This is a genomic window from Bradyrhizobium sp. BR 1432 (genome assembly GCF_051547705.1).
Lineage (GTDB): Bacteria > Pseudomonadota > Alphaproteobacteria > Rhizobiales > Xanthobacteraceae > Bradyrhizobium > Bradyrhizobium zhanjiangense.
Genome location: NZ_JBPUGF010000003.1, coordinates 7,920,355 through 7,938,304, shown reverse-complemented (window position 1 = coordinate 7,938,304; position 17,950 = coordinate 7,920,355). Strand labels below are relative to the sequence as shown.

The 17,950-nt window shown below is 62.6% G+C and carries 16 protein-coding genes and 2 pseudogenes; 12 read left to right on the top strand and 6 right to left on the bottom strand.

What is annotated here, in order from left to right; genetic code table 11:
* Window positions 1-72 precede the first annotated feature (72 nt).
* The 8 genes from ACSKB8_RS38515 to ACSKB8_RS38480 all read left to right on the top strand — a co-directional run bounded on the left by ACSKB8_RS38515 (window position 73) and on the right by ACSKB8_RS38480 (window position 7,895).
* Entirely contained in the window at window positions 73-1,332 is a 1,260-nt protein-coding gene (locus ACSKB8_RS38515) for an ABC transporter substrate-binding protein (protein WP_438109656.1), read from the top strand.
* A 90-nt stretch (window positions 1,333-1,422) separates the two neighbouring features.
* Window positions 1,423-2,325, top strand: coding sequence for a branched-chain amino acid ABC transporter permease (locus ACSKB8_RS38510; protein WP_438109654.1), 903 nt, complete (start codon window positions 1,423-1,425; stop codon window positions 2,323-2,325).
* Window positions 2,322-3,341 (top strand): branched-chain amino acid ABC transporter permease, encoded by a 1,020-nt coding sequence (locus tag ACSKB8_RS38505; RefSeq protein WP_370990742.1) that lies wholly within the window; start codon window positions 2,322-2,324, stop codon window positions 3,339-3,341. Before ACSKB8_RS38510 ends, ACSKB8_RS38505 begins: the two co-directional genes overlap by 4 nt.
* A gap of 2 nt (window positions 3,342-3,343) precedes the next feature.
* Window positions 3,344-4,099 carry an ABC transporter ATP-binding protein gene (locus ACSKB8_RS38500; protein WP_438109652.1) on the top strand — a complete coding sequence of 252 codons (756 nt, stop codon included), beginning with the start codon at window positions 3,344-3,346 and terminating at the stop codon, window positions 4,097-4,099.
* Window positions 4,096-4,809, top strand: a complete 714-nt coding sequence (locus ACSKB8_RS38495; RefSeq protein ID WP_438109650.1) for an ABC transporter ATP-binding protein — start codon at window positions 4,096-4,098, stop codon at window positions 4,807-4,809. The genes ACSKB8_RS38500 and ACSKB8_RS38495 overlap by 4 nt, the downstream gene beginning before the upstream one ends.
* A gap of 166 nt (window positions 4,810-4,975) precedes the next feature.
* On the top strand, window positions 4,976-5,194 hold the full coding sequence (locus tag ACSKB8_RS38490; protein WP_091892324.1) for a hypothetical protein: 219 nt from the start codon (window positions 4,976-4,978) through the stop codon (window positions 5,192-5,194).
* 111 nt (window positions 5,195-5,305) lie between these two features.
* Window positions 5,306-6,364: a YeiH family protein gene (locus tag ACSKB8_RS38485; protein ID WP_438109648.1), complete on the top strand. Its 1,059-nt coding sequence runs from the start codon at window positions 5,306-5,308 to the stop codon at window positions 6,362-6,364.
* A gap of 352 nt (window positions 6,365-6,716) precedes the next feature.
* Complete coding sequence (locus tag ACSKB8_RS38480; protein WP_438109646.1) at window positions 6,717-7,895, top strand: IS110 family transposase; 1,179 nt, start codon at window positions 6,717-6,719, stop codon at window positions 7,893-7,895.
* Here the strand turns inward: ACSKB8_RS38480 and ACSKB8_RS38475 are convergent.
* The 6 genes and pseudogenes from ACSKB8_RS38475 to ACSKB8_RS38450 all read right to left on the bottom strand — a co-directional run bounded on the left by ACSKB8_RS38475 (window position 7,892) and on the right by ACSKB8_RS38450 (window position 13,842).
* Window positions 7,892-8,764: an ABC transporter ATP-binding protein gene (locus ACSKB8_RS38475; RefSeq protein WP_438109644.1), complete on the bottom strand. Its 873-nt coding sequence runs from the start codon at window positions 8,762-8,764 to the stop codon at window positions 7,892-7,894. The two genes, ACSKB8_RS38480 and ACSKB8_RS38475, sit on opposite strands and share 4 nt — an antisense overlap.
* Window positions 8,761-9,668, bottom strand: a pseudogene (locus tag ACSKB8_RS38470) (ABC transporter permease). The gene ACSKB8_RS38475 and the pseudogene ACSKB8_RS38470 overlap by 4 nt, the downstream one beginning before the upstream one ends.
* Complete coding sequence (locus tag ACSKB8_RS38465; protein WP_438109642.1) at window positions 9,665-11,086, bottom strand: ABC transporter substrate-binding protein; 1,422 nt, start codon at window positions 11,084-11,086, stop codon at window positions 9,665-9,667. Before ACSKB8_RS38465 ends, ACSKB8_RS38470 begins: the two are co-directional and overlap by 4 nt.
* Before the next feature lie 181 nt (window positions 11,087-11,267).
* Window positions 11,268-12,044 (bottom strand): Crp/Fnr family transcriptional regulator, encoded by a 777-nt coding sequence (locus ACSKB8_RS38460; RefSeq protein WP_438109640.1) that lies wholly within the window; start codon window positions 12,042-12,044, stop codon window positions 11,268-11,270.
* Between the two features lie 173 nt (window positions 12,045-12,217).
* Complete coding sequence (locus ACSKB8_RS38455; RefSeq protein ID WP_438103250.1) at window positions 12,218-13,375, bottom strand: IS4 family transposase; 1,158 nt, start codon at window positions 13,373-13,375, stop codon at window positions 12,218-12,220.
* A gap of 170 nt (window positions 13,376-13,545) precedes the next feature.
* Window positions 13,546-13,842, bottom strand: a complete 297-nt coding sequence (locus ACSKB8_RS38450; protein ID WP_176945803.1) for a gamma-butyrobetaine hydroxylase-like domain-containing protein — start codon at window positions 13,840-13,842, stop codon at window positions 13,546-13,548.
* 217 nt (window positions 13,843-14,059) lie between these two features.
* Between ACSKB8_RS38450 and ACSKB8_RS38445 the strand changes: the two genes are divergently transcribed.
* The 4 genes and pseudogenes from ACSKB8_RS38445 to ACSKB8_RS38430 all read left to right on the top strand — a co-directional run bounded on the left by ACSKB8_RS38445 (window position 14,060) and on the right by ACSKB8_RS38430 (window position 17,925).
* Window positions 14,060-14,833 (top strand): ferredoxin--NADP reductase, encoded by a 774-nt coding sequence (locus ACSKB8_RS38445; RefSeq protein WP_438109638.1) that lies wholly within the window; start codon window positions 14,060-14,062, stop codon window positions 14,831-14,833.
* 102 nt (window positions 14,834-14,935) lie between these two features.
* A complete protein-coding gene (locus ACSKB8_RS38440) occupies window positions 14,936-16,678 on the top strand; it encodes a fumarate reductase/succinate dehydrogenase flavoprotein subunit (protein WP_438109637.1) in 1,743 nt (580 codons plus the stop codon).
* A gap of 32 nt (window positions 16,679-16,710) precedes the next feature.
* Window positions 16,711-16,944, top strand: coding sequence for a 4Fe-4S dicluster domain-containing protein (locus tag ACSKB8_RS38435; protein ID WP_007593252.1), 234 nt, complete (start codon window positions 16,711-16,713; stop codon window positions 16,942-16,944).
* A 2-nt stretch (window positions 16,945-16,946) separates the two neighbouring features.
* Window positions 16,947-17,925, top strand: a pseudogene (locus ACSKB8_RS38430) (HEAT repeat domain-containing protein).
* The last annotated feature ends 25 nt before the right edge of the window (window positions 17,926-17,950 follow it).

The following is a 17,950-nucleotide window of genomic DNA, read 5'->3' as shown; positions in this document are numbered from 1 at the left end:
CCTTGGAGACACGGAGACGAGACGATCTCCGGCAGGGATCAGGACACGCCGACCCGAAAGAGGGAGGGGAAAATGACGAGAACCCGCACGCCGGGGATCAGCCGCCGTTCCACGCTGGCGCTGATGGGCGCCGGTGCGATGACGTTTGCCGCGCCCTGGGTGGCGCGTGCGCAGGCCAAGACCATCAAGATCGGCATGCCGACGATTCTGTCGGGGCGCGTCGCGCAGCTCGGCACGTCTTCGCGCAATGCGGTGATGCTCGAGGTCGAGAAGGTCAACGCCGGCGGCGGCCTTGCCGGCCGGCAGATCGAGATGGTGATCCGCGACTCCAAGGGCCAGCCGCAGGAAGCCGCCCGCGTCGCGCGCGAGCTCGTCAACACCGACGGCTGCGAGCTGATGATCGATGCCGAGGCCTCCTCCGGCGCCTTCGCGGTGCACGAGGTCGCGCGCGATCTCGGCGTGTTCTGCATCCACACCAATTCCGAGACCTCGGCATTGACCGCGGATCCGAAGCAGCACATTCCCAATGCCTTCCGCACCGCGCGGCAGGGCGTGCACGACTCCATCGTCGGCGGCAGCTATGCCGCGGCGATCGCCAAGGCAAAAGGCCTGAAGAAGTGGGCGACCTGCTCGCCCGACTATGCCTATGGCCGCGACACCACGGCGGAATTCACGCTCTACCTGAAACGCTTTGCGCCCGAGGTCGAAATCATCAGCGAGTCCTGGCCAAAGCTGTTCCAGCCCGACTACACCGAGGTGGTCACCAAGATCCTGCAGGCCAAACCGCAGGCGCTGTACTCCTGCCTGTGGGGCGGCGATCTCACCTCCTATATCGACCAGGCCAATATCTACGCGATGTTCAGCCAGATGGAGGTGTTCGCGGTCAACATGGCCGACTACACCGCGCTCACCGTGGTGAAGAACCTGCCCAAGGGCATTCACTCCGGCAACCGCTACATCAAGACATTCCCGGCGACGCCGGAGAATGCCGCCTGGGGCGATGCCTACAAAGCCAAGTACAATGAATATCCGACCAACTGGTCGTGGGAAAACGCCACCGCCATCATGCTGATGGCGGAAGCCGCCAAGAAGGCGAACTCGGCCGACGGCAAGAAGATCGCGGAGGTGCTGAAGGGCCTCACCATCAAGTGCCCGTTCGGCGCCGACGGCACGGTGACGATGCGCGGCGGCGACCACACCCTCGTCGGCTACGCCATCGGCTGGGGCACCACCATCCCGCAGGAGCCTTATGTTCCCGAGGTCAAGGCCGGCGACTGGAAGACCATCTTCGAGTTAGAGGCCGAGTGGAAGAAGAGCAAGGGCTACACCTGATATGACACGCGGCGGAGATGGGCGACCACCTCCGCCACGTTCGTTTCGTTTTCCGCGCCGTATCAGGCGCGCCGCAATGAAAGTGCTTCCGTGGATCTCGACGCGCTCGCCGGCTGCCTCTCCAGCTCCGCCTGCCTGGTGACGCAAACCACCAGCGGCCTCATCATTGGCATGCTCCTGTTTCTCGTCGCGGTCGGGCTGACCCTGATCTTCGGCGTGCTCAAGGTGGTCAATTTCAGCCACGGCGCGTTCTACATGTTCGGCGCCTACTTTGCGATGACGGCCTATCAGCTCACCGGCAGTTTTGCGCTCGCCATGCTGGCGGGCGCGGCCGGCACCGCGATCCTCGGCCTGATTTTCGAGCGCGTCTTCATGAGCCGCGTCTATGGCGCGGACGTGCTGATGCAGCTGCTCGTCTGCTATGCGTTCGTGCTGATCTTCGACGATGTCGTGCGCATCATCTGGGGACCGGAGTTCAAGTCGATGGGCATGCCGTCGGCGTTCCAGGTGATGCCGCTGTTCCTCGCCGGTGGCGTGGTGCCGCCTTATTATTTGTTGCTGATCGGCGTCGCGCTGGTCGCGGCCATCTTGCTCGGCATCGGATTGTCGCGCAGCCGCATCGGCAAGGTGATCCGCGCCGCCGCACATAACCCTGGCATGGTGTCCGCGCTCGGCATCAACACCGGCCTGATCTATGGCGGCGTGTTCGCGCTCGGCGGCATGCTGGCGGGCCTTGCCGGCGCGCTGGCCGCGCCGGTGCGGTCGCTGACGCCGGGGATGGGATTTTCGGTGCTGATCGAATCCTTCATCGTCACCGTGATCGGCGGCATGGGCTCGATCCTGGGCGCGCTGATCGGTGCGCTGCTGCTCGGGCTGATCCGTTCGTTCGGCTCGCTCGGCTTTCCCTTGTTCACGGAAGGCTTGATGTACCTCTTCATGGTGATCGTGCTGGTCTCCAAGCCTACCGGCCTGTTCGGCAAGGAGGCGGCATGACCGAGCTGGAGGCCGGACGCGCCGAAACGCTTGCGCCAGTGCGCAGCGGCGCGGCGGTCCAACGCTATCGTGACGTTCTGATCGCGCTGATCGCCTTCATCGTGCTGGCGAGCCTGCCGCTCTTCACCGGCAGCAAGGCGCTGCTCGACTTCGTCATCCGCTGCTCGGCCTACGGCCTGTTTGCGACGTCGCTGAATTTGCTGGTCGGCTACACCGGCCTGACATCGTTCGGTCATGGCATGTTCTTCGGCCTTGGCGCGTATAGCTTCGGCTTGATCATGCAGAAGCTCGGCGTGCCGATTCCCGTCGCCTTCGTCGCGACGCTGGCGATCACCGCAATGGTTGCCGCGATCATCGGCGCGATCTGCGTGCGACTGAAGGAGATTTACTTCGCCTTCGTGACGCTCGCCTTCCAGATGCTGATCCACTCGACCATTTTGTCCTGGGCCTCCTTCACCGGCGGCGACCAGGGTCTGCGCGGCGGCATTCCGCGCCCCGTGTTTCTCGGGATCGACCTTGCCAACCAAGTCCATCTCTATATCGCGAGCTGCGCGCTGCTGATCCTTGGTCTGCTCGCGATGCGCCAGATCGCACAATCGCCGTTCGGCTATACGCTGCGTATGATCCGCGACAACGCCGCGCGTGCCAGCTTCCTCGGCATCGACGTCTGGCGTGCCAAACTGACCGTCTTCGTGCTGGCGGCTCTGTTCGCGTCAATGGGAGGCATGGTGATGGCACTGTTTGTCTCCGGCGCCTATCCGGAATTCGCCTATTGGACCATCTCGGGCGAGGGCATTTTTATCAACATGCTCGGCGGCGTCTCGACCTTCCTGGGGCCGATGGTCGGTACCGTGCTGCTGCTCTTGCTCAACGACACCGTCACGCGCTTCACCGAGTATCACGGCATCGTGCTCGGTGTGGTCATCCTGTTCTTCGCGCTGGGCCTGCGCAAGGGCCTCTTGGATTTCGTCGCCGAATGGTTTGCGCAGCGGCGCGATGCAGGCGAGGGGCGCTAGCGATGCTTGAGATCCGCAACCTCGCAAAATCATTTGGCGGCGTGAAGGCGACCAACGATGTCTCGCTCGACTTCCCCGATGGCTCGCTCACCGCGGTCATCGGCCCGAACGGCGCCGGCAAGAGCACTTTCTTCAATCTGATCACCGGCGCACTGAAGCCGGACGCGGGGCAGGTGCTGCTCGACGGCGTGGATCTTGCCGGACGCTCGCCGCCGGAGATCGTCCGTCACGGCATCGGCCGCGCCTTCCAGGTCGCAAGCATCTTTCGCTCGCTCACGGTGCAGGAGACCATGCTCGCCGCCGTCAGCGCCGATCAGCGCACCTCGGCGGTGCTGCACAAGCGCTTTCCTTTGCCCGAGACGCGCGACCGCGCCGAGCACGTGATGGAGCTGCTGGGGCTCGCCGGCAAACGCCATCGAACCGCCGCGACCCTGTCCCATGGCGACCAGAAGCTGCTCGATATCGCGCTCGCGCTGGTGCTCGAACCCAAGGTGCTGCTGCTGGACGAACCCACCGCCGGCATGGGCCCGGAAGAACGCTGGCGCATGATCGACAAGGTGCGCGAGCTCTGGGAGACGCAGAAGATCACGGTTGTCTTCATCGAGCACGACATGGACATCGTGTTCAAGATCGCGCCAAAAATCGTGGTGCTTTGCTACGGCCGCATCCTGGCAATTGGCACGCCCGACGAGATCCGCAACAACAGCGCCGTGATTGACGCCTATCTCGGCACTGAACATGCGGGAGCTGTCGCATGAGCGCAGCCGTCATCGAAGTCGCCGATCTCGATGTCTACTATGGCACCAGCCAGATCCTGTTCGGCGTCGGCCTGTCGGTGCGGCAGGGCGAGACCATGGCGCTCTTGGGCCGCAATGGCGCCGGCAAGTCGACGACCATGAAGGCGATCATGGGGCTGGCGCCGCCGCGGCGGGGCAGGGTCAGCCTGCGCGGCGCGGTGATCTCGGGCCTGAAGCCGCACACCATCGCGCGCGCCGGCCTCGGCTTCGTGCCGGAGGATCGTCAGATTTTTCCGGAGCACACGGTCGAGGACAATCTCGTCATCGGGAAGAAGAAGGGACCGGACGGCCAGGACGAGTGGCCGATCAAGCGCATCTACGAGGTCTTCCCGCTTCTGGAGCCGCTGCGCCATCGTATCGCCGGGCGCCTCTCGGGCGGTGAGCAGCAGATGCTCGCGATCGCGCGCACGCTGATGGGCAATCCGGCGCTCCTGCTGCTCGACGAGCCGAGCGAGGGCCTCGCGCCGATCATCGTGCAGCGGATCGGGGAGCTATTGCGGCAACTCCGCCAGCTCGGATCGACGGTGCTGATCGCTGAGCAGAACATGCATTTCTGCCTGGGGCTGGCGAGCCACGCCACCGTCATCGACAAGGGCCAGATCGTCTATGCCGCCGGAATCGACGAGCTGAAGGCCAATGAGGCGATCCGGCGCAGGTATCTGGCCCTGTAAGCCGGGCCGCTGGTGTCCAAATAGGCCGAAGAAGAAAACTATTGTCCTGAGGTTGCCAGACGGAAGGAGTTTTCTCTCCGGAGGGCAAAAACGCCAATCGCTTCCATTGCCGTTTAAGGCCGAAAAGACGACATTCCCATCAGAATTTGATGGGTTGGCCAGAGCCATGGAACGTACCGGATTTGAACCCTTCGGCGAGCAATTGGTGTCCGCGACGGACACCCAGCCGCGCTCGCGTACGTCAAAGCTCCTGCTGCGGGCCGGCACCGGCCTGTTCTGGTCGCTGGTTGCGGGTATCGTGCTTGCCCGTGCCGCCTTCTTCGAGCCCGGCATCTATGATGGCTTCAGCCGCGTCGCTTCGCTGGCCAAGAGCCTGATCTTCTAAGGCCGATTATTCCGGGCTGAGGATAGAACTTCCTTCGGGCCTGATATGTCGAAAACTTATTTCCCTACGGAAGCGCACTGCGTATAAATCTTTCTCCTCTGGGAGAGATTTGTGTCGCAGAATCAAGCATCCAGCCCGGCCGAGACCAAGCCGGCCTCCGCCGCGAGCCGTATTGCGGCGCTGATCCCCGGCATTCTCCTCTGCGTTCTAGTCGCCGGTGTCTCGGCTCTGCTCGAGCGGGCGGAACTCGGCGTGTTCGAGCATCCCTATGTCGAGGCGCTGGTGATGGCGATCCTGCTCGGGATGGCCTTGCGCAGCTTCTGGAAGCCCGCGCCGCGCTGGCAGGCCGGCATCGCTTTCAGCGCCAAACAGCTCCTCGAAGTCGCGGTCATGCTGTTGGGGGCCTCCATCAGTTTCGCCGCCATTGCCGCCTCGGGCATCGCGCTGCTCGCGTCGATCGCGGCCGTCGTCGTGATCGCGCTCTGCGTCTCCTTCGGCCTCAGCCGCATGCTCGGTCTGTCGACGCGTTTGTCGATCCTGATCGCCTGCGGCAACTCGATCTGCGGCAATTCGGCGATTGCGGCCGTGGCGCCGATCATCGGCGCCAACAACGACGAGATCGCATCCTCGATCTCCTTCACCGCGATCCTCGGCGTGATGATGGTGCTGGGCCTGCCGCTGTTGATTCCACTGTTGCAGTTGTCGGCGACGCAATACGGCATTCTCGCCGGCCTGACGGTCTATGCGGTGCCCCAGGTGCTGGCGGCGACGGTGCCGGCCGGACTCGTCTCCACGCAGATCGGCACGCTCGTGAAATTGATGCGCGTATTGATGCTCGGACCGGTCGTCGTCGGCCTCTCGCTGGTTGCCTCGCGCTGGCACAGCGATGCCAAGAAGACCAATGTCGGCTTCTTTCGCCTGGTGCCGTGGTTCATCCTCGGCTTCCTCGCGCTGGCGACCCTGCGCTCCCTGGAGATCGTGCCGGCCACGGTGGTCGGGCCAGTGACGAAGATCACCGCCTTTCTCACCGTGGTCTCCATGGCCGCCCTCGGCCTCGGCGTCGACGTGCGCGTGCTCGCCAATGTCGGCGGTCGCGTGACGGCCGCCGTGACGCTGTCCTTGATGCTGCTGCTCGGCATCAGCATCGCGTTGGTGCATTGGTTTAAATAATTAGAGAAAAACTGCCGTAGGGTGGGCAAAGGCGCGAAAGCGCCGTGCCCACCACTCGGTTCGGCGTGCAACTAAGTAAGATGGTGGGCACGCTTCCGCCTTCGCTCTACGAGCTACGGCGGACAAGTCGCTTTGCCCACCCTTGTATTAGCCTGATCGGTTATATTGAACCGTTCCGTGAGGAATGGCCCAGCCCGGGTAGCCGCCCGAGCTGGGTCGCCGTTCGATCGGATCGGTACCCACCGAAGCCTTGAGGGCTGTCTGACGTAGCGAGATCGCGATCGGCACTTCATCGGGACCCGAATGGTTGAACGAACTTAAGGTTCGCATAACAAGGGAGGGATCGACGAAGATGGCCAAGCATAGCACGATCTGTGCCGGGATCGATACCGGCAAACGGAAGCTCGATGTGGCGATCGAGGGCCGCGGCGAGCAGTTGCAGGTGAAGAACACGGCGGAAGGCCATGAGGCTTTGCTGACGTGGCTGCGACAGCATCGCGTCAAACGCATCGGCATCGAGGCGAGTGGCGGTTACGAACAGCCTGTCGTCGCCGAACTGCGACGCAAGGGGTTTGTGGTTGTGGTGTTTCAGCCGGCTCAGGTCCGGGGCTATGCCAAATTCCACTTGCAGCGAGCCAAGAACGATAAGATCGATGCCGCCCTTATCGCAGCTTGCACCGCAGCGGTGCGGAAGATCCATGCCGCTCCCGATCCTCGGTTGCTGCCATTCGCCGAGCAACTGACCATGATCGATCAGATCGGCGAGGATATTGCGCGCCTCAAGAACAGGATCGAGAGCTGCCGTAATGTGGCGATTAACCAGCTCTGGCGCAAAGATATCACTCGTCTGGAGCAACGTGAGAGGGCCGCACTCAAGGCTCTGGTCGCCTCGCTCCGCGAGCATCCCGACCTTGCCAAGAGGCTTGCGCTGATCAACAGCGTCGACGGCATCGGGCTGCCGACCGCCGTTGCCATCCTGGTGCGTCTGCCAGAGATCGGCCGGATCACGCGGGAGCAAGCTGTCGCTCTCGCCGGGCTGGCGCCCTATGACGACGACAGCGGCGACCAGGTCGGGGTGCGGCATATCGAGGGCGGACGCAAGCGGCTGCGTCGCGCCCTTTATACGGCTTCACTGGCTGCATCGTTTCGATGGAACCCGCAGCTGATCCAGCTCTACCAGAGGCTGACCGCAGCCGGAAAGGAACACAAGCGCGCGCTCGTTGCCTGCGCCAGGAAGATGCTGATCTTCGCCAACACGGTGGTGGCCCGCGGTACCGCCGTGGTGCGGCGAACCGCCGGTAGGATCACTTTCTGCTTCTTAGTTCGACCGGGACGCGCTTCTTCGTCCCGACCTACGGCCCCTCATGACGTCGCGCGCAGCGTCCGTCAAGGATGGCCGTCGCTCGCTCGAACCTCACATGGTCTGTTGCCAGGCCACGCCTTGACGGACGCGAGCACGGCGTCATCATGGCAGGCGCAGACGAGCCATTCTAATGGTTGCTACGAGACTGAGAGCGCTCGCTGCGCCTAAATCACATCCGCCAGCGAGTGGCCGTGCAGCTCGATGTTCAAGCCCTGCATGCCCATGTCGTTGATCTCGCCGCCCATTGCCTTGAGGCTTTCCTCGCGGATCAGCGACATCAGCCCGCGGCGCAGAGCCAGAAACTCCGACGACATCATCATCGATTGCTGCCGCGGCCGCTCCAGCGGGATCGGAATCTCCGCCTTGATCGAGCCGGGGCGCGCTGTCATGCAGTAGACGCGGTCGGAGAGGAAGATCGCCTCGTCTATATCGTGAGTGACGAACAGCACCGAGATCTTCAGCCGCTGCCACATGTTGGTGAGGATCTGCTGCATGATGACGCGCGTCTGCGCATCAAGCGCGCCGAAGGGCTCGTCAAGCAGCAGCGCTTTCGGCCCCGTGGCGAGCGCGCGGACGATGCCGACGCGCTGCTTCATGCCGCCGGACAGCTTTTCCGGATAGTGCTTCTCGAACGCCTCCAACCCCGCGAGTCCGAGCAGCGTACGTGCCGCACGCTCGCGCTGCGAGCGCGGCATGCCGCGCATCTTCAGGCCGAACTCGACATTTTCCCGCACCGTCTTCCAGGGAAACAGCGAATATTGCTGGAACACCATGCCGCGCTCGGCGCTGGGGCCGTTCACGGGCTCGCCGTCGACGGTGACGATTCCGGTGGTCGGCTTGAGGAAGCCGGCGACCGCATTGAGCAGGGTCGACTTTCCGCATCCGGAGGGCCCGACGATCGAGACGAACTCGCCGGGCTTCACATGGATCTGCGTGTCGGTCACGGCCTGCACCGCTCCCTCGATGGTCTCGTAGGCGAGGGAGAAGTTCTTGACCTCGATATGGCCCTTCGGCGCGCTCGCAAGCACCTCGCTCATGTCGACCTCCACGGCATCACCAATTGCCCCGCGCCTCTGATGAGCAGGCTCGATCCAAGGCCGAGAACGCCGATCGCGATCATGCCGAGCGCGATGTCGGCATACTGGACCAGCGAATAGGCCTCCCAGGTGAAGTAGCCGATGCCGTATTGCCCGAGATCATCTCGGCAGCGATCAGCGACACCCAGGCGACACCCATGCCGACGGTGAGGCCGGTGAAGATGTGCGGCAGCGAAGCCGGAAAATACACTTCGCGGAAGATCGAGCGCTCGCGTGCACCGAGACATTGCGCGGCGCGCACCAGCACGGGATCGACCAGCGACATGCCGTGCAGCGTATTGACGAGGATCGGGAAGAACGAGCCGAGGAAGGTGATGTAGACGATGCTCTGCTCGTTGGTCGGCCACAGCATGATTGCCATCGGCACCCAGGCGATCGCCGGTATCGGGCGCAGCACTTCGGCGACCGGGAAGATCACCTCATGCACCAGCTTGAAACGACCCATGATCAGACCGAGCGGCACGCCCACGATCGCCGCGAGCGAGAAGCCGATGAAGATGCGCCGGCAACTGAGCAGGATGTGCAGCAGGAATTTGGGATCGTGGATCGCCTTGGTGAAGCTCGCATAGACCGCGAGCGGCGATGGCACGTTGGTGAAACGTACGAAGAACACCACGCGATAGGTCGTGAGCAGGTGCCAGACCAGCAGGAAGGCGAGCAGCGAAATCACGCCGATCGCGGTTGCGCGAAGCCGGCCCTGATTCAGCCGGTACCAGCGCCGCGCGAGCGTGCCGAACGAAGGGGGTGTTGCGGGCGGAGTGACGGCGGACACGGGAGCCGCCTCTGCAATGGCTGTTGCCGGCATGCTGTCCTCGGAATGTCTGCGGAGGGCGGGACTGCTCACGTCTTGCCTCCGCCGACCGCCGCCTTCACCGCGTCATCGAAGCCGAGCACCTTGCCGCTGATCTTGGCGGCGTAGGCCTCGGCATCCTTCTTGAGCAGGAACGGCGCCACGTCGCCATTGCCGACCGCGAAGAAAGCCTGGTCGGCGAACAGCTTGATGCCGCGCGTGGTGTCGAAGACATAGGCGACATTGATCTTCTTGCCCTTGGCCTTGTAGTCGGCATAGGCGCCGAGGGTGCAGGCTGCGGACGAGAAGGGCATGATGCCGGCATCATCCACCCAGACCTCGCCGGCCTTGCGCGGATCGGCGATCGACTTCTTGCAGAAAGAATCGTCGCCGGAAATCTCGTAGTTCTTGGTGCTCGCAAGCTGCGCGTCATAGTCGAGCTTCATCTCGGCGTAGGCCTTGCGGATGTAGCTGTCGTCGACCCACTTCTTCGGATCGAATTCCTTCATGCGACCGAGGTTTTGCAGTACCTTGACGTCGGCGGTGGCGGCATCGATCAGCGCCGGCTTGATCGTTGGATCGGTGGTCATGTTGCCGCTCGGGCCGAGGAAGATGTAGACGACTTCCTTGCTGATGCCGGTCCATTCCTGGATCTTTTCGGCGGCGAGCTTGGGATCGTCGCGCAGCCACTGGTTGGCGGCGATCACCGCCTTGAAGTAGGCGACGACGACTTCCGGATATTTCTCCGCGAAATCGGTGCGGACGACAATGCCGTGGAAGGTCGGCAGATTGGTCTCGACGCCGTCAAAAATCTTTCGCGCGAAGCCGCGGAAGGGCAGCAGCTCGGCGAACGGAACGAAGTCGGCATGCGCGTCGATCTTCTTCTCCTGGAGGTTGGTCGAGCCGACTTCGGGGCTCTGGCTGACCAGCTGGAAGAAGTCAGCGGGATAGCCACGGTCCTGCATCGCCTTCAGCACCATGCCGTGCGCGGCCGAGCCGAAGGGAACGCTGACGAGCTTGCCCTTGAGATCGGCGAGATCGTAGTAAGGCGAGTCCTTGTGAACGACGATGCCGTTGCCGGAGCCTGACAGGCTGTAGGCGGCGATGCCGATCAGTCGGCTCTTGCTCTCCGGATTGCTCTCGAAGGTGAAGCCGTTCACGATCAGCGGATAATCGCCCATCATGCCGATCTGGAGCTTGTTCGCCATCATCGCGTTCGTGACAGGTGGGCCGGACGTGAAATTCTGCCACTCCAGCTCGAATTTGATGTTGGCGTACTTGCCGTCCTTCGGCAGGTATTTTTCGAGGAGATGCAGCTGCCGGATGACGACGCCGGCGGTCACCGTATTGGTCGTGGTATCCTGCGTTCCGATGCCGAGCGTGACGGTTTCCGCCGAGGCCGGCTGCGCGAGCAAAAGCGCCAGCGACGTCATCGACATCGCGATCGAGAGCGTGGGAAGATGGCGGACCATTCTCATCCTCATTCGGTTGGATGTGCTGTGGTTGCCATGATTGGGTGAGGGCCCGGACAGGGCAAATCCGGAATGACACCCGCAGTCGATTAGTTGCCGGGAAAAACTGATTGCATACTCCTTGGGCAGTCCTGCACTATAAAGCCGCTTGCGTGTGCACCGGCTCTGGTCGCAAGCTCATTCAGTCGGACGCGTGTCCGCGCATTTCCTCCAACACGTCGGGCCGGCAGACCACGATCTGCGAGCGCTTGGTCAGCACGATTCCCTTTTCCTGCATCCGCTTCAGGCTGATCGTGACCCATTGCCTTGTGGCGCCGACCATGTGCGCGATGTCGGCATGAGTGAAGGCGGCCGCAATCACCCGGCCATCGGCATCCTCGACGCCATAGAGCTCGACGAGATGCAGCAGCAGGTGTGCGAGCCGCTGCGTGATCGAGCGCGTTCCCAGCATCTGGGCCAATGCCGAATAGCATTTGCCCTTGAAGGTCAGGCCCTCGATCAGGCCGATCGCGAGGTTGGGGATCTCCACGGCAAGCGACCGCAGCTCCTTTCCGGGCAGGTGCACCACGCTGCAATTGCTGGATGCGACCCCGGACCATTGGTGAACGGTGCCCTCGAACACTTCGGGGCCGCCGACGAAATTGCCGACATGCCAGTAGGCCAGCGTGATCTCGCGCCCGAGCGGGGAGGTGTAGAACACGCGAATGCGGCCGCTCTCGATCAGCCAGATGCCGTCATGCTTGCCGCCCTGGCTGAACAGCGTCTGGCCGCGGTTGAGCACTTTTCGGCGGCCTTGTTTCAAGACCAGCTCACGCTCGCGCGGCGACAGCTTGTCCATCAGCGGCGGCGGGCCGCCGATCCATTGCTGGTTCTCGGTGAGCAGCAGCGAGGAGCTGCCGGCAGGCCGGACTGCCGGGGGAACAGCCCCCCGAACCGCATTGGCCGCCTGCAACATCATCTGCCTCCGGAACGTTCAAATCGTTCTAAAGAGGAGCAATGTCCGTGCCAGATTTACTCGGCTGTCGTCGCCCGGCTTGACCGGGCGACCCAGTATTCCAGAGACAGCAATGAGTTACGGAGAGACCGCGGCGTACTGGATTCCCCGCCTTCGCGCAGGGCTGTCCGGGAATTCTATGCATAACAGAAGCTGATCTGGTCGGGGGAGCTTCTGTCGCGGGCAGCGGATGGGTTCACCTTGGGAGGTCGGTCGATGTCGGCGATTGGTTTTCGTGCGAACAGCGACGCGGCGACAAGACCTGCGAAGCGGATAGCCGGCATGATTAGACGACTTTCGCGTGCGGCGATCCGCAGCAGCAGATAGGCGATCATGGCGGCGAGGATTTGCAGACGGACCGCGTTCTCGGAGCGGCCGAGAAATTTGCGAAGCTTGAGGTGCTGCTTGATCCAGCGGAACAACAGCTCGATCTGCCAGCGTGTTTTGTAAAGCGCAGCGATTTCGATGGCCGAACGCTTCAGATCGTTGGTGATGAGGGTCAGTTTTGTACCGTCATCGCGTTTGAGGCGTATGCGGCGCATCGGAACAGCAAGTTTGGAGCTGCTGAGGAGCTTTACCTCAGCATCGTCGATGATTTTAAAGCCCTTCCCCTTTTGTTTCCGCAGCTTCCGCCAGCGTGTAGCTCTGAAGCGCAAATTCTTCTTCTGGCGGGTGACGAAGCAGGCGCCCGCGTCGTGAAGCCGTGTCCACCAGGCATAACTGCAATAGGCCTTGTCGAACACATAGGTGGCGCCGGCCTCGATCGGGAATTGCTGGGCTGGTGTGACGTCATTGACCGTCGACGGCGTGATCGCCAGACGGCGCGGATGATCCGAGCCGGGATCGTAAACCACGTGAAGCTTGAGACCACGGGTACGTCCGTTCCAACCGGCCCAGGTGCTGAGTTGATCCAGCGGCACCGGCGTCGCATCGATCAGCCGCAGCATCTCGGCACCCTCCCGCTTCAGCGCTCGGTCGGCATGCCCAGACAATCGCTCAAAGACTTCTGCGAAGATACTGACCGGCCGTCGGGCATTGGCATCCGCAAGCGTCGAGCGCGCCAATTTGCCGACACCAAGATGGTAGTGATGATGCGAATTGGCGTTCCAGATCGCCTCAAGGGCACGCAAGCTGTCGACGCCACTGAGCTGGGAGAATATCAATGCGACAAGATGATCCCAGCTGTCGAACGTCTTGTCGTAGGCATCGCCATCCAAACGATCCACAGTCGTCTGAAACTGCCGCCGATTGATCGGTTCAAGCAGCCTTCCAAAAATGCTATCGCTAAACCGCATGCCCGGCCCCTTTCTAAGTCTCGACAACCAGAAAGTACCTGCTTCAAGCCGGGAAAACCCGGGCATGCTCCGCGACACAGTGAATCATTCCCCGGACAGCCCTGCGCCTTCGCGGGGAATGACAGCGGAGTTTGTGGCCGCTGTCCCGCCTATCTCCAGACTGCGTCGGCTTAACGCCCCGCCAAGCTCAGCAAATAAGGCTTCGGGTAGATCCCCCGGTTATGTCCATCCGAAAACGAGATATTCAGCCCGTAGCCGAGATCGCCGATCTCGGTGATCGCAATGCCCGGAAATGTTTTAGGGAAGCGGCCGTCGAACCGGGCGCGGGTGCAGTGGGCGCATTTGCAGGAGAGGCGGAGAGTTTCCGCGGGCAGGCTGATCGCCTCATCCTGCGTGGTGCGGACGAGGAGCGAGGCGAGATCGGCGCTTGCTTCATAGTCGGCCACGGTCGGTGCCACCAAGGTCATGGTCATGACGTATCTCCGACCTTGCTCTACGTTTCGCAGCGCCGCTGCGATAGCAACTAATTGCCGGCGCAGACGTGGGCCGCCGATCTTCGATGCCTGCATTCAAGCATCACCCGTGAAATGTGAAACTAATCGACCGGGAATTTCACTTCCGCGTTGCCGTATTCCCCTCTCTCTCGGAATCCTTGTGCGCAGTCGAGCCAAGGAGAGACGGCGGATGAGCGCATTTCAAAAGGAAACGGTTTTGTCAGTCAGGCACTGGACCGAGTCTCTGTTCAGCTTTACTGCGACGCGCGATCCAGGCTTCCGCTTTCAGAACGGCCAATTCGCGATGATCGGCCTCGAGGTCGAGGGCAAGCCGTTGATGCGGGCCTACAGCATGGCGAGCGCCAATCACGAGGAGGCGCTCGAATTCTTCTCGATCAAGGTGCACGACGGCCCGCTGACCTCGCGTCTCCAGAAGATCAGGGAAGGCGACATCATTCTGGTCGGTCGCAAGGCGACGGGCACGCTGATCACCGGCAACCTCATTCCGGGAAAACGCCTCTTGCTGCTCTCGACCGGCACGGGGCTCGCGCCGTTCGCAAGCCTTATCAAGGATCCCGACGTCTACGAGAACTACGAGACCATCGTGCTCGCCCATGGCTGCCGCCAGGTTTCGGAACTTGCCTATGGCGAGCACGTCGTCGAAGGCCTGCGCAATCACGAATTTTTCGGACCGCTGATCGGCGACAAGCTCGTCTATTACCCGACCGTGACCCGCGAGCCGTTCAGGAATCGCGGCCGCATCACCGACCTGATCGCATCGAACCAACTGTTCGACGACATCGGGCTACCAGGCCTCGATATCCAGACCGACCGCATCATGCTCTGCGGCAGCCCGGCGATGCTGGAGGAACTCCACGCGATGTTCTCGGCGCGCGGCTTCGTCGAGGGCAATCACAGCCAGCCCGGCCATTTCGTGATCGAAAAGGCCTTTGTCGAGCGCTGAAGCGCAAATCGCACCCCGTCGACAACTAATTGCTATCGCCGGGACGTCACCTGAACAAATCTGACGCAAAGGCGCCGACCATCGGCGAACCAGGAGCAAGCGATGGCACTAGATCAGATCGTCGACGGACTTTCGGAGGTTTCCTGCGATGTGCTGGTGATCGGCGGCGGCACGGCCGGCCCGATGGCGGCGCTGAAGGCGAAGCTGAAAAACCCGAAGGCCAACGTCGTCCTGCTCGAAAAGGCCAACGTCAAGCGCTCCGGCGCGATCTCGATGGGCATGGACGGCCTGAACAATGCCGTCATCCCCGGTTACGCGACGCCGGAGCAGTACACCAAGGAAATCACCATCGCCAATGACGGCATTGTCGACCAGAAGGCGGTCTATAAATACGCGCAGAGCTGCTACAAGATCATCGAAGAGCTCGACAGTTTCGGCATCCGCTTTCTGAAGAACGAGAACGGCGATTACGCCGTCAAGAAGGTGCACCACATCGGCACCTATGTGCTGCCGATGCCGAACGGCGAGACCGTGAAGAAGGCGCTGTACCGCCAGCTCCGCCGCGCCCGCATCCTGATCTCCAACCGCTACATGGCGACGCGGCTCTTGAAATCCGCCGACGGCCGCATCGCCGGTGCGGTCAGCGTCAATACCCGCACTGCCGAGATGCTGGTGATCAAGGCCAAGGCGGTGATCCTGTGCATGGGTGCTGCCGGTCGCCTTGGCCTGCCGACCTCCGGTTACATGTTTGGCACTTACGAGAACGCCGCCAATTCCGGCGACGGCTATGCCATGGCCTATCACGCCGGCGCCGCGCTCGCGAACCTCGAATGCTTCCAGATCAACCCGTTGATCAAGGACTACAACGGTCCGGCCTGTGCCTATGTCGCGGGCCCCTTCGGCGCTTACACCGCGAATAACGAAGGCGCGCGCTTCATCGAATGCGACTATTGGTCCGGCCAGATGATGCTGGAATTCTACAACGAACTCTTGTCCGGCAAGGGGCCGGTGTTCCTCCAGCTCAAGCACCTCCACCCCGATACCATTTCCGAGATCGAGTCGACGCTGCACAAGGTCGAGCGCCCGACGCGCGGCCTGTTCCAGCAGGGGCGCGGGGTCGACTATCGCAGCGAGTCGATCGAGATGCACATTTCCGAGATCGGCTTCTGCTCCGGTCACAGCGCTTCAGGCGTGTTCGTAGACGACAATGCCCGTACCACCGTGCCTGGCCTCTACGCCGCCGGCGACATGGCGAGCGTTCCGCACAACTACATGCTGGGCGCCTTCACCAACGGCTCGGTCGCCGGCATCGATGCCATGGAATTCGCCGACAGCCACGACTTTGCGGAGTTCGATGCTGCGGATGTCGCCAGGGAACGCGACCGTGTGATGGCGCCGACGAAGCGCGAGGACGGGATTCCGCCGAACCAGATCGAGTACAAGACGCGCCGCCTGGTCAACGATTATCTCCAGCCGCCAAAGGTCAGCCGCAAATACGAGCTCGGCATGCGCCGCCTGGCCGAGGCACGCGAGGATATGCAGCAACGCATGATCGCGCGCAACGCGCACGAGCTGCTCCGCGCGCTCGAGGTGCAATCGATCATGGACTGCGCCGACATGGCCGCGCACGCCTCGCTCTACCGCGAGGAGAGCCGCTGGGGCCTCTATCACTGGCGCACCGATTTCCCGGAGAAGGACAACGAGAACTGGTTCTGCCATACGCTGCTGTCCAAGCGGGACGGCAGGATGACCAGCGAGAAGCGGGCGGTGGAACCCTATGTCGTGCCGATCGCGGACGACGAGAAGGACCTTTACGACAAGCAGCGCATCCGGGCCACAGCCTGAGCTCTCATCACAGCAAGCAACAGGAGATAACGATGCCTCTCGCTTCCTATCAGACATCGGTTCCGGTGGTCGTCGACGACGCCAAATGCATCGCCGACAAGGGCTGCACCGTGTGCGTCGACGTCTGCCCACTCGACGTGCTGCGCATCAGCGACATGACCAACAAAGCCTACATGGCCTATGACGAGTGTTGGTACTGCATGCCCTGCGAGGCGGATTGCCCGACCGGCGCCGTTACCGTCAACATTCCATATTTGTTGAGGTGACCATGTCGAGCCCGTTCGAGTCCTACGACGATCTCGACGACGCTGATGAGCGGCTCCAGGCGGCCGATCCCGCCGAGCGCCGCGTCGCCATCATCGCACTCGGCCATTCCGGCGATCCCGCCGCGGTCGCTCATCTCGCCAACATGGTGGCCGATCCCGACGCAGGCGTGCGCCAGCAGGTCGCGATGGCGCTCGGCGAGTTCGACGGGCCGGAAGCCGCGAGCGCGCTGGTGAACCTGCTGGTCGACCCCGAGAGAATCGTCGCGGCCGCCGCGGCCGACAGCATGGCCGAATTCAAGGATCCCGCTTGCGCCGATGTCATCCTGCCGCTAGTGAGGCATCCCCACGCCTTCGTCCGCATGGGCGCACTGCGCGCGCTCAAGGAGCTGCGTCGCAAGGACACACTGAAGCCGGCGCTGGAAGCACTCCAGGATTCCGATGCCGCCGTGCGCGTGCAGGCGATCGGCGTGATCGGCTTCCTGAAGCTGGAAGAATCCGATCCCCGCGCTGACGGCGCTGATCAACGATCCCGACGCCCATGTGCGCCGCGCCGCCGTGAGCGCGCTTGCATTCTCGCAGATGAAGCCTGCAGCGGAGACGATCACGCGTGCGTTGAAGGACTCGGACTGGATGGTGCGGGAGATGGCTGCGGAAACGCTGGGCCTCAACGTCAACGGTTCGCTCGCGGCCGATCAGCTCGTCGCCTGCCTTGCCGACGAGTTCTGGCAGGTGCGGCTGAAGGCGATCCGCAGCCTCGGCAAGATGAAGATCGAACGCGCGGTGCGCCCGATCGGCAATTGCGTCAATCACGACCAGGCCAATTTGCGCAAGGAGGCCGCCGCGGCGCTCGGCGAGATCGCCCATCCCGACGGCGAAGCCTTCTTGGCCGTGATCGCCGATGATCCCGATCCCGATGTTCGCAAGAACGCACGCTGGGCGCTTCAGCAGATTGCGGTGGGAAAGGCGCGGGCGGGGGCATAGCCACCGCTCTGGACTTCCCTCGCCA

Coding starts and splice junctions, on each gene's coding strand:
- ACSKB8_RS38475 (WP_438109644.1), bottom strand. CDS start 8,764: ATGAGCGAGGTGCTTGCGAGCGCGCCGAAGGGCCATATCGAGGTCAAG.
- ACSKB8_RS38495 (WP_438109650.1), top strand. CDS start 4,096: ATGAGCGCAGCCGTCATCGAAGTCGCCGATCTCGATGTCTACTATGGC.
- ACSKB8_RS38455 (WP_438103250.1), bottom strand. CDS start 13,375: ATGCGGTTTAGCGATAGCATTTTTGGAAGGCTGCTTGAACCGATCAAT.
- ACSKB8_RS38435 (WP_007593252.1), top strand. CDS start 16,711: ATGCCTCTCGCTTCCTATCAGACATCGGTTCCGGTGGTCGTCGACGAC.
- ACSKB8_RS38500 (WP_438109652.1), top strand. CDS start 3,344: ATGCTTGAGATCCGCAACCTCGCAAAATCATTTGGCGGCGTGAAGGCG.
- ACSKB8_RS38440 (WP_438109637.1), top strand. CDS start 14,936: ATGGCACTAGATCAGATCGTCGACGGACTTTCGGAGGTTTCCTGCGAT.
- ACSKB8_RS38505 (WP_370990742.1), top strand. CDS start 2,322: ATGACCGAGCTGGAGGCCGGACGCGCCGAAACGCTTGCGCCAGTGCGC.
- ACSKB8_RS38480 (WP_438109646.1), top strand. CDS start 6,717: ATGGCCAAGCATAGCACGATCTGTGCCGGGATCGATACCGGCAAACGG.
- ACSKB8_RS38450 (WP_176945803.1), bottom strand. CDS start 13,842: ATGACCTTGGTGGCACCGACCGTGGCCGACTATGAAGCAAGCGCCGAT.
- ACSKB8_RS38465 (WP_438109642.1), bottom strand. CDS start 11,086: ATGGTCCGCCATCTTCCCACGCTCTCGATCGCGATGTCGATGACGTCG.
- ACSKB8_RS38515 (WP_438109656.1), top strand. CDS start 73: ATGACGAGAACCCGCACGCCGGGGATCAGCCGCCGTTCCACGCTGGCG.
- ACSKB8_RS38460 (WP_438109640.1), bottom strand. CDS start 12,044: ATGATGTTGCAGGCGGCCAATGCGGTTCGGGGGGCTGTTCCCCCGGCA.
- ACSKB8_RS38445 (WP_438109638.1), top strand. CDS start 14,060: ATGAGCGCATTTCAAAAGGAAACGGTTTTGTCAGTCAGGCACTGGACC.
- ACSKB8_RS38490 (WP_091892324.1), top strand. CDS start 4,976: ATGGAACGTACCGGATTTGAACCCTTCGGCGAGCAATTGGTGTCCGCG.